14 protein-coding genes are annotated in these 13,663 nt (G+C 68.1%); 6 read left to right on the top strand and 8 right to left on the bottom strand.

Features of this window, described 5'->3' with window-relative positions; translation table 11 throughout:
• Positions 1-5: 5 nt before the first annotated feature.
• From DPM12_RS11590 to DPM12_RS11580, 3 genes are read right to left on the bottom strand one after another with little or no spacing between them, the layout of a single operon-like run.
• Positions 6-485 carry a PTS sugar transporter subunit IIA gene (locus tag DPM12_RS11590; protein WP_112258478.1) on the bottom strand — a complete coding sequence of 160 codons (480 nt, stop codon included), beginning with the start codon at positions 483-485 and terminating at the stop codon, positions 6-8.
• Entirely contained in the window at positions 485-799 is a 315-nt protein-coding gene (locus tag DPM12_RS11585) for a PTS sugar transporter subunit IIB (protein ID WP_211658848.1), read from the bottom strand. Before DPM12_RS11585 ends, DPM12_RS11590 begins: the two co-directional genes overlap by 1 nt.
• Positions 800-805: 6 nt before the next feature.
• Entirely contained in the window at positions 806-2,257 is a 1,452-nt protein-coding gene (locus DPM12_RS11580; protein WP_170313696.1) for a PTS ascorbate transporter subunit IIC, read from the bottom strand.
• 104 nt (positions 2,258-2,361) lie between these two features.
• On the opposite strand from DPM12_RS11580, the gene DPM12_RS11575 reads away from it, so the two are divergent.
• From DPM12_RS11575 to DPM12_RS11560, 4 genes are all read left to right on the top strand, one after another.
• Positions 2,362-3,144 carry a sugar isomerase domain-containing protein gene (locus DPM12_RS11575; RefSeq protein WP_112258477.1) on the top strand — a complete coding sequence of 261 codons (783 nt, stop codon included), beginning with the start codon at positions 2,362-2,364 and terminating at the stop codon, positions 3,142-3,144.
• Positions 3,145-3,221: 77 nt separating this feature from the next.
• Complete coding sequence (locus DPM12_RS24135; RefSeq protein WP_158542865.1) at positions 3,222-6,113, top strand: ATP-binding protein; 2,892 nt, start codon at positions 3,222-3,224, stop codon at positions 6,111-6,113.
• Between the two features lie 122 nt (positions 6,114-6,235).
• Entirely contained in the window at positions 6,236-6,808 is a 573-nt protein-coding gene (locus DPM12_RS11565; RefSeq protein WP_158542864.1) for an NADPH-dependent FMN reductase, read from the top strand.
• A gap of 41 nt (positions 6,809-6,849) precedes the next feature.
• On the top strand, positions 6,850-8,373 hold the full coding sequence (locus tag DPM12_RS11560) for an MFS transporter (RefSeq protein WP_158542863.1): 1,524 nt from the start codon (positions 6,850-6,852) through the stop codon (positions 8,371-8,373).
• On the opposite strand, the gene DPM12_RS11555 is transcribed toward DPM12_RS11560, so the two are convergent.
• Genes DPM12_RS11555 through DPM12_RS11540 form a run of 4 tightly spaced genes read right to left on the bottom strand, consistent with a single transcriptional unit; the run spans position 8,264 to position 10,682 of the window.
• The gene (locus DPM12_RS11555) at positions 8,264-8,869 is read right to left on the bottom strand and encodes a TIGR03086 family metal-binding protein (RefSeq protein WP_112258473.1); all 606 of its coding nucleotides are present in this window, start codon (positions 8,867-8,869) and stop codon (positions 8,264-8,266) included. The genes DPM12_RS11560 and DPM12_RS11555 overlap by 110 nt on opposite strands.
• A gap of 9 nt (positions 8,870-8,878) precedes the next feature.
• Complete coding sequence (locus tag DPM12_RS11550) at positions 8,879-9,889, bottom strand: sigma-70 family RNA polymerase sigma factor (RefSeq protein ID WP_112258472.1); 1,011 nt, start codon at positions 9,887-9,889, stop codon at positions 8,879-8,881.
• 4 nt (positions 9,890-9,893) lie between these two features.
• Complete coding sequence (locus tag DPM12_RS11545; protein WP_112258471.1) at positions 9,894-10,280, bottom strand: VOC family protein; 387 nt, start codon at positions 10,278-10,280, stop codon at positions 9,894-9,896.
• 9 nt (positions 10,281-10,289) lie between these two features.
• Positions 10,290-10,682, bottom strand: coding sequence for a VOC family protein (locus DPM12_RS11540; protein ID WP_112258470.1), 393 nt, complete (start codon positions 10,680-10,682; stop codon positions 10,290-10,292).
• Between the two features lie 235 nt (positions 10,683-10,917).
• On the opposite strand from DPM12_RS11540, the gene DPM12_RS11535 reads away from it, so the two are divergent.
• The gene (locus DPM12_RS11535) at positions 10,918-12,507 is read left to right on the top strand and encodes an MFS transporter (protein ID WP_112258469.1); all 1,590 of its coding nucleotides are present in this window, start codon (positions 10,918-10,920) and stop codon (positions 12,505-12,507) included.
• Positions 12,508-12,556: 49 nt separating this feature from the next.
• Here the strand turns inward: DPM12_RS11535 and DPM12_RS11530 are convergent, their stop codons facing one another.
• Positions 12,557-13,093, bottom strand: a complete 537-nt coding sequence (locus tag DPM12_RS11530; RefSeq protein WP_112258468.1) for an O-acetyl-ADP-ribose deacetylase — start codon at positions 13,091-13,093, stop codon at positions 12,557-12,559.
• A 102-nt stretch (positions 13,094-13,195) separates the two neighbouring features.
• Between DPM12_RS11530 and DPM12_RS11525 the strand changes: the two genes are divergently transcribed.
• Positions 13,196-13,645, top strand: coding sequence for an archease (locus DPM12_RS11525; RefSeq protein ID WP_112258467.1), 450 nt, complete (start codon positions 13,196-13,198; stop codon positions 13,643-13,645).
• Positions 13,646-13,663: the final 18 nt, after the last annotated feature.

The raw sequence follows: 13,663 nt of genomic DNA, 5'->3' as shown, positions 1-13,663 counted from the left end.
TGCCGTCAGGTACCGTCCCCGGCGTCCTGCTCCACGCTGTGCGCCACCCGTTCGAGCGCGCGGATCGCCTGCTCGCGGTCCGTGCTCTGGCGCAGCGTGTCGGCCAGCCCTGTCAGCAGGTGCTCGGCCAGGGCCTGGAGCAAGCCAAGATGCTGCGCATCGTCCGGCGAGCCGAACGCGAGGACGAGATCCACCGGATCGTTGTCCGCATGACCGAACTCGACGGGTTCCGCCAGCGTCGCCGACGCCAGGCATAGCTGCTTGACGCCGTCCTCGGGCCGGGCGTGCGCCAGTGCCAGCCCGGGTGCGAGCACCACGTACGGGCCATGTTCCTCGATGAGCTCGACGCAGCGGGCGGGATAGCGATCCGTCACGGCGCCGGCATCGAGTAGCGGGCGGCACGACTCCGTGATGGCCGCCCGCCAGTCCCCGGCCGGCACACCGGTGACCGCATCGATCACGACAGCGTTCCCGGCGTCGGCCATCACAGCCACCCTTGCGCGCGCAACGCTTCGTCGAGCTGGTTTCGCAACCCGTCCACGTCCATGAAGTTGGAGATCGGGACGATGACGGGCGCGGCTCCCCCGAGGTCCTCGGTGTGCAGGCCCTGCGCGATGATCACGTCGGCGCGCATTCCGCGTGCCGACGACAGGTCTGTGTGTTCGACCTTCGCGTTCACACCCAGCGCTTTCAGCGCCTTCTCGGCGTTCATGCGCAAGATCAGGCTGCTGCCCATGCCCACGCCGCACACGGTCAGCACCGCGAGCTGGCGATCGGGTCCCGGCGACGACGTACTCAACGCAACTCACCGCTCTTTCGTTGGAGAGGAGGGATCGGTCACATCCGATTCTGGCTCCAGACCGGTGACCGGTTCACCGGCACGTCGTTGTATCCGCTTGACGGTCCACAACCACACCCCGAACGCGACCGCGACCACGAGGGCGACGAGCAGCACGGCGTTGGCGCCGAACCCGGAGAACAGCTCGCTCAGCCCGAGGACCACCAGCATCATGATGTACCAGTCGGGATCTGCCAGCGTGGCCAGCTCCGGGGCCGTGTCGGCGAGCATGTGCCATCCGGCCCACTGCCCGAAGGCGAGCGCGACTCCGGTGATGGCTCCGGCCACGACCGAGCCACGCCAGCCGCCGAACGCGTTGCCGTAGACGGCGGCGCCGGCGCCGACGAAGAACAACATGATCATCGGCGGGACGAGCACGAACCAGCCGAGCGCGGCGAAGACACCCATGAGGATGAGGAACGTCGCTGTGGTGGAGACGAACCCGACCATGACGGCACTCGGAGCCACCGGGAAGATGGTGGGCACGTCGAGGCCTGGCCGCGAGCCCTTGATCGCCTTCTCGCTGATGCCGGTGAAGGCCGGCACGATCTCGGCGAGGAACATCCGGACGCCGTAGAGCAGGATGGCGATGCCGGCCGCGAATCGGAAGGCCGCGATGACCGCCCAGACCCAGGTGTTCACCTCGGGGTCGTAGTTCGCGGCTTGCTCGCTGGCCACACCCTGGTCGGCGAACGCGATCGCGATCAGCATGATGACGCCGATGACGACCGCGGTGGAGACCGTGACGTCCTTGAAGAAGGACAGGCGGCGCGGCATGCGGACGTTCTCGACGTCATGCTGCTGGTGATCACCCACGAGCGGGGCGACCTTGCCGCCGAGCCAGGCCACCGACGAGCTGGTGTGCGCGTAGCCCCAATCGTCGGAGGAGATCACCCGGCGCATCATGGGCGCGATGAACAGCGGCTGGATGGTCCAGTAGCATCCGGCGATGATCGAGCCCACCAGGACGATCCGCCACTGGTCGATATCCCCGAAAGCCTGGACCAGGCACGCGGTGATCACGACCGCCATCCAGAACAGCAGATGACCGGTCAGGTACACGTACCGCGTCTTGAACACCCGGACCAGGACCAGGTGTATGACGAAGCCGAACGTGATGACGAGCGCGACGTTGCTGCCGTGCTCGCCGAGGAACTGGTCGAGCGTGTTACTCGCCTCCGGCGGGTCGAGCCCGACGGCGCTCGCGACGATGGCCTGGAACGATTCGAGGCCACCGGTGAACACGTCGACGCCGATGAACAGGATGAGCACCCCGATGGTCGCCCGGATGGCGCCACCTATCAGATCCTCCACCGGCTTACGCTGAAGCAGCAGCCCGATCATCGTGATCAGGCCGATCAGGATCGCCACCTCGTTGAACACGTTCGTGGCGATGAACTCGAGCACATCCACGGCCATATCCTCCACGGGCTCGCTGGCATGGACCCTCGTCGACCACTTTATGCTTGAGACTGTAGTGGTCTAGACCTTCACTCACAACGCTTTCCGTAACAGACCATCACATGTTCGATTCGTCAGGAGATGCTGTGACAGAAATCGCGTCCCCAGCGCCCCGCCGCTACCTCGATGCGGCGATCGAGATCCTGCAACGCGTCGCCTCCGAAGAGAGCCCTGCCCTCGCCGAGGCCGGCGACCGGATCGCGGAACAGATCGCCGGCGGGGCGCGGCTCTTCGCGTTCGGCTGCGGCCACTCGGCCCTCGCCGTCCAGGAAATCGTCTACCGCGCGGGTGGGCTCATGCTGGTCAACCCCCTGCTCGCGCCCGGTCTCGACGGCATGACCGTACGCCCGGCGACGCTGACGTCACAGCTCGAACGGCTCTCCGGTTACGGCCCGGCGTTGGTCGACACCAGCCCGGTACGATCCGGCGACGTACTGATCGTCGTCTCACTCTCCGGCCGCAACGCGATGCCCGTGCAAACCGCCCGGCGCGCCCGGGAACTGGGCGCCACCGTCCTCGCCGTCACCTCGTCGTCGTACGCGGACGTGCCCACCCGCGACGAGTCGGGAGAGCGGCTGGTCGACGTGAGCGACATCGTGCTGGACACCAAGGTGCCGAAGGGCGACGCCCTCCTGTCCGCTGACGGCGTGCCCCAGCCGTTCGGTCCGGCGTCGGGAGTGACCGCGGCTGCCGTTCTCCACGCCCTGGTCGCCGCGATCATCGACGGCCTGCTGGCTCGCGACATCACCCCTCCCGTGTTCCTCTCGGCGAATCTCGACGGCGGTTCGGAGTGGAACGAGAAGCACCTGGCCGAACATCACGATCGGATCTTCTACCTGGACTGACCCCGCCCATCCCGGTCCGCCGCCCGCGTAAGATGGCGCATGGTTCGGCACATGCCCAAGGACCGGGGGATTCGCTGATGACCACCGTGAGCCCGTCTCTTCTGGGGCGCGGTACGGATCTCGCCGCACTCACCGACGCGCTGGAGCGGGTGCGCGCGGGATCTGCGGCCACCATTCTCGTCGGCGGCGAGGCGGGCATCGGAAAGACCCGGCTCGTCCAGGAGTTCGCCGGGCAGGTCGCCAGCCGGACCCGGATCCTCATCGGAGGGTGTTCCGAGCGCGGCGCCGACGGGCTTCCCTTCGCACCGTTCACCGCCGCATTGCGCGATTTGCTGTCCGTGCTGGGCCAGGAGTCGTTCGGCGAGCTGCTGCCCGGCGACACAGCGGGAGAGCTTCCCCGCGTCCTGCCGGCCCTCGGCCGCACCGACACCGGCACCGACACCAGCACGGCTCGGGCACGGCTGTTCGAAGAGGTCCTGGCGTTGTTCGGCAACATCGCCAGGAACGAAACAACCGTGCTGGTCATCGAGGACGCCCATTGGGCCGCGGCCTCGAGTTGCGATCTTCTGGACTTCCTCGTCCGGAACCAGCAGTCCACACCCGGACTATTGATCATCGTCACGTACCGTTCGGACGAGCTCGATCGCTCGCATCCGCTCCGGGCTTCGCTCGCCGAGCTGGAACGGGTGGCATGGGTAAATCGCCGGGAACTGGCCCGCCTCACGCGGGACGAGGTGAACCAGCAGGCACGGCACCTGCTCGGTGCCACGCCGTCAGCGGAGCGCATCGCCAACGTATACCGGCGCAGTGATGGCATCCCCCTGTTCGTCGAGGCCCTCCTAGCCGAGAGCGGCCCGGGAGATACGGCACCGCCGAGATCCCTCCAGGACCTGCTGCTCGCACCCATCCACCGGCTTCCGGCCGAGACCTCGGATGCCGTGCAGGTGGCCGCCGTCGGCGGCGTACGAGTAGAGCACCGCTTGCTGGCCGCCGTCACGGGTCTCGACGACGCCGCGCTCTCGGCCGCCCTCCGACCGGCGGTCTCCACCAACGTGCTACGAGTCGAGGGCGAGGCGTACGCATTCCGGCACGCGCTCATCCGGGATGCCGTGTATGACGACCAGCTACCAGGTGATCGAATCCGACGTCACCTGCGCTACGCCGAAGCTCTGGAGTCCGCTCCGTCCCTGGGCCCGGACGGACGCTCCGTGCTCGATCTCGCCCATCACTGGCATCAGGCCGGCGAGCCGACCCGCGCGCTCGCGGCAGCATGGCATGCCGCCGCCCACACCGCGCAGTCCCTGGCTCACACCGAACAGCTGGGCATGCTCGAACGCGTGCTCCAGCTCTGGGATCACGTCGACGATCCGTCCACCCGAATCGGCCTCGACCATCCGGCAGTGCTGGAACGCGCGGCCGAGGCCGCACGCCTGGCAGGCGAGGCGGAGCGGGGAGTGCACCTGGCCACCGAAGCACTGGCCGAGCTCGGCGACGACCCGGTGCGATCGGCCCGGCTGCTGACGCTACGTGGCGGCCTGCTCCGCGTGCTCGGCAGCGGAGGCGATCTCGATGACCTCCGCACCGCCGCCAGGATCGTCCCGCACGACGAACCCGGCCGGGCGCGTGTCCTCTCCGCGCTCGCATCCCGGCTGATGGACATTCCCGCGCACGACGAAGCGAGACGCGTCGGCGAGGACGCGCTGACGCTCGCCCGCCGGCATGCGGACCGGGAAAGCGAGGTATTCAGCCTGGTACTACTCGCCACTCTCCAGTCACGTTTCGGGGATCTCGAAGCGCAGCTTCCGTGCCTGCACGAAGCGCAGGCCATCGCGCACAGCCGCGGCGCGCACTACCTGCTCATGCGGGCACTTCACGCGGAGACTCACCTCTTGGACGCATACGGCGAGTACGAACGCGCGGCGGCGGTCGCGCGGCGTGGCCTGAACGCCGCGGCCGAGGCAGGCGTCACCCGAATCTTCGCTGGCCCGCAGGCGATCAGCCTGGTGAGCTCGCTCGTCTCGCTCGGCCGGTGGGACGAGGCATGGCAGGTCGCCGACGAATACCTGGCCCTGGCGCCGCCACCGCTGATCCGGGCCGACCTGTGGCGCCAGCAAGCGATGATTGCGCTGGCCCGTGGCGACACCTCGCCCGCCCAGCTGGCCGTCGAGACCGGGCGGGGCGTCGCCGAAGGCGGGGCCAGTCTCGTCTTCCCGACGGCCTGCCTGGAGATCGAGCTCCTCCTTCATCAGGGCGACGGTGAACAGGCATGTGCCCGAGCCCGGCAGATCGTCGCCGAGAACGACATGCATGAGCCGTCCCGCTTCTCCTGGCCGTTCCTGGTCGCCGCCGCCCGGGCAGCAGGTGCCGCAGGTGATGCCGACCTCTTGACGACGCTACGTTCCCATGCGGACACCATGCAGGTGGTGGGCCCCGTGCAGGACGCGCACCGGCACGTGTTTCACGCCGAGACCGCACGGGCCGAGGGGAAGGACGATCGCGAGGCATGGCAATCCGCGGTCCGGGCCTGGGAGAACACCGGTGATCCCTTCGAGCTGGCGCGCGCGCTTCTGGGCTTCGCCGAGACGGCTGTGGCGGTCGACAACGATCGAGACGCCGCCGCGGAGGCGCTGCGGCGCGCCGACGCTCTGGTGGCCGACCTTCGCGCCGCGCCGCTTCGGGACGCGATCGCCCGCCTCGCCCGGCGAGCCAGGATCACCCTCCCGGGCGCGGACGTGGAGGACACCGACCCGGTGGAGCGGGTCCGCGTCCAGCTCGGGCTCACCAATCGGGAGCTCGACGTGCTGCGCCTCGTCGCCTCCGGACGGGACAATCACGACATCGCGGCCGAGCTGTTCATCTCCGCCAAGACGGCGAGCGTCCACGTCTCCCGCGTGTTGGCCAAGCTCGGCCTGACCAACAGGACGGAGGCGGCGGCCACCGCGTACCGCCTCGGACTCGTGGATTCTTAGTTCGGCCGCCCGGCCGGCACCCAGAAATACGGCCGCGTCCCCATGCGTCAGGCATGGCTTACGGCGAATCTCGTAGACACCAGGCCGGACCGACCGGCCGGTGTCCACGAGGAGCATTCGACGTGAATTCGCAACGCGCTATCACCATCGTCGGCATCCCCGGAAGCCTTCGCCGCGAGTCCTTCAATCGGCAGCTACTCCATGCCGTGTCCCACGAACTACCACCGGGGCTCAACCTCGACGTCTGGAATGGGCTCGCCCGGATCCCGGCCTTCAACGAAGACCTGGAGGACGGGCCGGTGCCGGAAGCGGTCGCCGACCTCCGCAGCGCGATCGCGCAGGCCGACGCGGCACTGATCGCGACTCCGGAATACAACGGATCCATCCCCGGCCAGCTCAAAAATGCGCTGGACTGGGCCTCACGCCCGCGGGGCAGCGCAGTACTGGAAGGCAAGCCGGTCGCGACGATGAGCGCCAGCCCGACGCCCTATGGCGCGGCCTGGGCCCAGGAAAGCCTTCGCCGGGTGCTCACCATCATCGGCGCCGAGCTCGTCGGCAGCGAGCTCGCCGTTCCTCAAGCCTTCCAGCAATTCGACGCCGCGAGCAGGCTCATAGCTCCCGAGTTCCGCCAGCAATGCACCGGCCTGATCGGCGAGCTCGCCGCCCGTTTCGATCCGGCCATGACGGCGGCGTGACCCGGCGTGAGCACCGTCGCCAGATTCGCAAGGAGCTCTCGATGACCACGACACATCCCACGACACACGGGGAGTCCGACGACATCCCGGCAACCAACTGGAAGGCTGTCATCGTAGCCGCGAGCGCCATCGTGCTCGTCGCCCTCGACATGGCGATCGTCGCCGTCGCTCTTCCCGTCGTCGGCGCCGAGTTCGACGCGTCCCCGAGCGTGACGCAGTGGGTGATGCTCGCGTACTTCCTCCCCATGGTCGCACTGGGTATTCCGGTCGGCCGCTGGATCGACCGGGCACAGATCCGTGCCGCCTACTTCTTCGCCGTCTCCGGCTACGGCGTGACCAGCCTGGTGGTCATGGTCGCGCCCACGATCGAGACGCTGATCGGGAGCCGTGCTCTCCAAGGGATCTTCGCGGCCCTGGTGGCGGTGCTGGGATTCCCGGTGATCGCCACGAGCGTCCGGGCCGAACACCGGGGCCGGGCGATGGGCGTGATCCTGACTTTCATCCCGCTTTCCGGCATGGTCGGGCCCGCACTCGGGGGCACGCTCGCGGAGAACTATGGCTGGCGTCCGATCTTCGCCGTCAGCTTGCCGATCGTCCTGCTCGCCATGTGGCTGGGCCATCGCGCCATACCTTCCGGAGCGCGCGGGCAGGTAGCCCTGCCGATTCCCGACCGGCACCTCGTGAGCGAAGCGCTCGTTCTCGGCGGCGCCGTCGGAGCGCTCATGCTGGGACTCACGCTCCTGGGCGAGAATCCCGGCCAGGCTGCCTTCCCGGCGGCACTGGGCGCGTTCACCGTGCTCGCCGCCGCCGCGTGGACACGCCTGCCCGCGTCGAGGCCGGTCACCGCCTTCCTCCGGCAGCCACGGGTGGGACTCATGGTCGTCTCGTTGATGTTCATGACATCTGGCTTTGCCGCGACCAACTTCCTGATGCCGTACTTCTTCATCGAGATATTCCAGCGCAGTGCCACCATGGCCGGGCTCGTCCTGCTGGCTCTCGGACTCGCGATGGCCACGATCTCTCCCCTGGCCGGAGTTCTCGCCGATCGGTACGGGTACTGGCCGGTGTTGCTCACCGGCGGCATGATCACGCTGTCCGGAGCGATGGGAATCTTCCTCCTCGGGACCGATCCGCACCCGCTCGACGTCGCATGGCGGCTAGCGCTGATCGGCACCGGTCAAGGTCTGTTCGCGGGTCCGATCTCGGCAGCCATCCTGGCGTCCGCGTCCCGATCGATGGCCGGCACCGCTGGCGGGGTGTCGTCGCTCTTCCGGACGCTGGGGTTCTCCCTCGGCCCCGCGCTCGGTGCCCTGGCGTGGTCGCTGTCCGGTGGCGGGACCACCGCCCTGCGCACCGGGGCCCTCCTCCTGGTGGCGCTCGCCACCCTGGCGAGCGCCACCGTGATGGCCCTGCGCACATCGCGTTCGTCTCGTCCCGGTTCCGGTCACGACGGGTCTAGCGACGAGCCCGATCCGGCCACGACGGATTCCGGCCCAGGAACGCCACCAGGCGTGCACACGGATCCGCCCCCGGCGGCAGCTCGACCGGCGGCGCGAAACGGGTGACCCGATCGGCCCGGCTGACCAGCGATGGCACGAACTCGCAGAGTTCTTCGGACAATGCCACGGGGACAGGATGATCGACCCCGCAGGTGCGGGCCACGTCCCATCCGTGGACCGCCACCTCGACCGCGCCGGTGACGGCGACGAGCCCGGAACTCACGGGCTGATCGCCGACGACCGCGTACGTTGAGCGCTCCGGAGCGCTCAACGTACCAAGCAACGTGCAGGCACGCTCACGTACGGCCGTGACCGTGCCGCCGGGTGTCGCCACGGCTCCGGCCTTCCCGCCGGTCGCATTCGTGGCGCCGCCGTCCACGGCCTCACCCAGCGCCGCCAGCGAATCGTCCACATGGAGGAGAAGGTCACGAAGATCCCAGCTCCTGCACGGCGTGGACGAGCCCATGTGCTCGGGGCCGACCCGGGACAGTACACCGAGGGCGTAGCTCATCGCGCGTTCCAGCAGGGCTACGCCCTCGGTCACGGCAGTGTGGCTGGTCATATCCGCCCCTCACCGCCGCGGCGGCCGCAACCCCGCTGGCCACGTCTCTGGAAGGCCGAAGACCCGGAACAAGCTGGGGTCGAAGAACGCCGCGACGTGCGAGACGCCCGCCGGCGTGACATCCAGCACCTGCAAGTGGAACGCCTGGTAGTCGCCGTTGCTGTCGCGCATGTACAGGCCGAACGCCGGCTGGCCGTTGGCTGCGGCCGGCACGAGCATCTGGTCGCCCGCAGCTTGTGCCGGGCAGTTGAAACGGACGAGCTGGCCGATGTTCGCTGCCCCTCGGACCCAGTTGAGGAACGGTGGCATCTCCCACACCGCATCCTTCGTGAACAGATCCACGAGGGCAGAGACATCGTAGTTCTCGAACGCCGCCATGTACTGATCGAGCAGCTCGCGCTGTTCGGTCACCTCCGGCTCGGTGAGCTGCTCCTCACGGGGAGCGACGTCGTCCAGCTGCGCACGAGCGCGTTGCAGGAGGCTGTTCGCCGCTGCCGTCGTGACTCCGAGAGCCTCCGCGACCTCCGCAGCCCGGAACTTCAGCACGTCGCGCAGGATCAGCACGGCCCGCTGCCGCGGCGGCAGATGCTGCAAGGCCGCGATGAACGCCAGCCTGATGCTCTCCCGCGACACGGCCACCGTCGCCGGGTCGCCGTCCTCGTCGGCTCCGACCAGGACATCGGGTACGGGCTCGAGCCACGGCACTTCGGATCGTTCGACCAGCTCGCCTCCGGGATCGTCGGCGGGCCCGCTCATGCCCGTGGGCAACGGCCGCCGCTTGCGGCTCTCCAGCGCCGTCAAGCAGGCACTTGTGGCGATCCGGTAGAGCCAGGTCCGCAACGACGAGCGGCCTTCGAAGCGCTCGTAAGCACGCCACGCTCGCAGGTACGTCTCCTGGACGAGATCCTCCGCATCGTGCACCGAGCCCAGCATGCGATAGCAGTGAGCCAGCAGTTCCCGTCGATAGGGATCGGCTTGGCTCGAGAAGTCATCCTCGACCGGCTTCTCAACCACGACCATGAGACTACTCCTCCTGAAGAACCGAGAGCACATTTCCCGCAGGATCGGCGAACCAGGCGATCAGTGGCCCCTCGCCTGACCGTTCGACACCCTTATCGTCCTGGTCGAAGACGTCGTAGCGGAGGAACTCGACACCGCGGCGGGTCAGCTCGTCCACTGTCGCGTCGATGTCGTCCACGGGGAAGTTGAGGATGGTGAACGTCGCCGGCGTGTGATCCGGCTTCGGGTAGACCAGGATCTCGCGCCCCTCACCCAGCTTCAACGTGAGAAGCACGTATCCGGCCATGTCCATCTCGATCACCGGCAGGCCAAGCGTCTGGCCGTAGAACTCCTTTGCCGCGTAAACGTCGTCTACGGAAAAGCCACTGAATGCTTTCGTCGTATCGAACATCATCGTCCCCTATACCGTCGCCGCTTCCATGGCCTGCCGGTGCTCCTCGCTGAGCTGGATGATCTGGACGTAGTTGCCGTCCGGGTCGATCGCCGTCGCGAACAGGCTGCCGTGGCGGTCTTCCAGCTCGGCGAGCCATTGCGTTCCCGCCTGTTCGAGGCGCGCGACCACGGTGCGGGCATCGGCGACGTCGAAGTTCAGGATCACCCGTCCCGGTTCGGGATTCGTCGGCTCGACATCGTCCCGCTGATCGATCAGCATGTGGAACCCGCCGAACGTGAGTACCCGATACTGGTCGACGACCGTGTCTTCTGCCGGGTCGAATGCAGCCGCGTACCAGGCACGGAGCCGTTCCGGGTCGGTGCTTGCCAGCAGGATGCTGTCCAGGCTCGGTTTCTTCATCTCGCGTCTCCTGTTCTGTGCCGGCGAGCTTGCTGCCGGCGAACTTGCGCCGTAGGTGCCTGTCACCGAGTACAGACAGGGCCGCGACCGAAAACTCATCGCCGCGATGAGTTTCGCGTCCGCCGGGGGTCTGCCTCATCGACCACCCCCTTCCGATGATCATGAACACTCGTGGTTCTCACCGGACCGTTTCTGTTCATGATCATCGGGTGGATTCGTGAAAGGACCGCACCCGATGCACATGGACATCTCTACGGCGAGGGAAACCCGAGCCGGCCGACGCGAATGGATCGGCCTGGCGGTGCTCGCCCTCCCGACACTGCTCCTGTCGCTCGACATGAGCGTCTTGTACTTGGCGCTGCCGCACATCGCCGCCGACCTGCAACCCAGCAGCAGCCAGCTGCTGTGGATCACGGACATCTACGGGTTCATGCTCGCCGGTTTCCTGATCACGATGGGCACGCTCGGTGACCGGATCGGGCGCCGCCGCCTGTTGCTGATCGGCGCCACCGCCTTCGGCATCGCCTCCGTGTTCGCCGCGTACTCGACCAGCGCCGAGATGCTGATCATCGCGCGCACGCTCCTGGGCGTCGCCGGCGCGACCCTCATGCCGTCGACACTTGCCCTGATCAGCAACATGTTCACGGATCCGAAACAGCGCGCCATGGCCATCGCCACGTGGATGAGCTGCTTCATGGGCGGCACGGCGATCGGGCCCGCGATCGGCGGCATCATGCTCCAGTCGTTCTGGTGGGGTTCAGCGTTCCTGCTGGGCGTCCCCGTGATGCTCATCCTCTTGGTGACGGGCCCCCTGCTCCTCCCCGAGTTCCGCGACCCGTCCGCCGGAAAGCTCGACCTCACCAGCGTTGCCCTGTCGCTGGCGAGCATCCTGCCGATCATCTTCGGGCTGAAGGAGCTCGCCAAGGACGGCCTCGCCACGGGACCGCTCGCCGCCATCGCCGCTGGTGTCGTCGTCGGCGTGGGGTTCGCACGACGCCAGCTCCGCCTGCCCGACCCCCTGCTGGACCTGCGTCTCTTTCGCAATCCCTCGTTCGGAGCCGCGCTCGGTGTCATGTCCGCCGGTGCCCTGGCCATGGGCGGCATGTTCCTGTTCATCAGCCAGTTCCTGCAGCTTGTCGACGGCCGTTCTCCGTTGAATGCCGGGCTGCTGCTGATCCCCCCGGCACTCGGCATGATCGTCGGAACCATGCTCGGGCCGCCGTTGGCACAGCGGATCGGGCGCGGCTACGTGATCGGCGGCGGCATGGCACTGGCCGCGATCGCGTTCACCCTGCTGACCCAGGTCGGTGCGACGAGCGGGACCGCGACTGTTCTTGCTGGCCTGGTGATTGCCACCATCGGGCTGGGACCGGGCGCCGCGCTGGTCACCGACATCGTCGTCGGTTCCGTGCCACCCCAGAAGGCCGGCCAGGCAGCATCGATGTCGGAAACGAGTGGCGAGTTCGGCATCGCCATGGGCGTAGCGCTCCTGGGAAGCCTCGGCACGGCGGTCTACCGCCGCCAGGTGACCGTGCCCGAGGCCGTCCCCGCCGGGGCGGCAGACACCGCCCGCGACACGCTCGCCGGAGCCGTGACCGTTGCCGATCACCTGCCCGCGGAGCTGGCCGACCAGCTGCTCGGACCGGCGCGCGAAGCGTTCACGAACGGTCTGAACGTCGTCGCTGGCGTCGGTGCCGCCGTCGCGGCCATCGTCACGGTCCTGGCTCTGCGGCTGCTGCGGACGCCGCGAACGCACACGGACATTGACACCGACATGGACACGGACACGCACGCGCACGGTGCGGAAGAGTACGTCGCCCCGTAGCGCCGCGTCGGGGCCTGCCTCGGCGAACCGGTCCGGATTCCACCGACGGTCAGCCAGGCAGGCTCCCCGCCGCGCGGGTGAAGGCGGCGTAAGCAGCGTCGTCGAACAGTACGAAACGGGCCTCGGAGACGTGGGTGGGCGTCGACGTCACCGTCGTTACCGCGATCTCCGCCGCCGAGTCCAGGGGCCAACCGTAGACGCCGGCCGAGACCGCCGGAAAGGCCACGGAGCGTGCCCCCAGCTCGTCTGCCACGGCGAGCGCATTGCGGTAGCACGACGCCAGTAGCTCCGAGCGATCCTCCTGCTTCGACCAGACCGGCCCGACGACGTGGATAACCCACCGGGCTGGCATGTCACCGGCGTCCGAAGCCGCCGCCCGGCCCGTGGGAAGCGAACCGATCCGCTCGACCAGCGCCTTGCGTGCCTCGCGTTGTGGTGCGCCACCGGCTCGCAAGATCGCACCATCCACACCACCGCCGCCCATCAGGCCGCTGTTCGCCGCGTTCACCACGGCGTCCACCTGCTGTTCCGTGATGTCGCCGCGCTCCAGGACGATGCGCGGACCAGACGTGCCGTCATCCTGCATGCCTTCAGTGTGCCATTCCCGTCCCCGTACCGGTGGCCCTACACGACGGCCGTCGAGCGCCACAACCGGCACCCCTGCACAGCATGCGTACACAATGGAGGCGTGAGGAACGACAGGACCCGCGAGAGCCAGCCAGCGCCGCCGAGCGGACATCACGTCGTGCCACACACCGCCGATCTTCGAATCGAGGCGTGGTCGCCCGCCCTCACCGGGTGCCTCGGCGAAGCCGCACACGCCCTGGTGGGGAGCTTTGCCGACCTGACACGGGCAGAGGCGGCGGGGGTACGCGAATTCGCGATTCCCAGCGGCCCCGCCGAGGACCAGCTCGTCGCCCTTCTCGACGAGATCATCTACCGCATGGACGCCCACGGTGAGATACCCCGAAACGTGGCCGTCCACGAGGACTCATCGGGTCTGCTGGCACGGCTGTCGATGGTCCGGACGGAAGCGGTCGCCACCATGGGTGCCGTTCCGAAGGCGGTGGCGTTACACGAACTGAGCGTGGCAAAGCAGGACGATCAATGGATCTGCTCGGTCACCATCGACATCTGACGCAGCCAGCGATCCCAC

Source organism: Phytoactinopolyspora halophila (assembly GCF_003287285.1).
GTDB classification, from domain to species: Bacteria; Actinomycetota; Actinomycetes; order Jiangellales; family Jiangellaceae; genus Phytoactinopolyspora_A; species Phytoactinopolyspora_A halophila.
The sequence above is the reverse complement of the archived record's forward strand: the minus strand, read 5'-3'. Positions and strand labels throughout refer to the sequence as shown.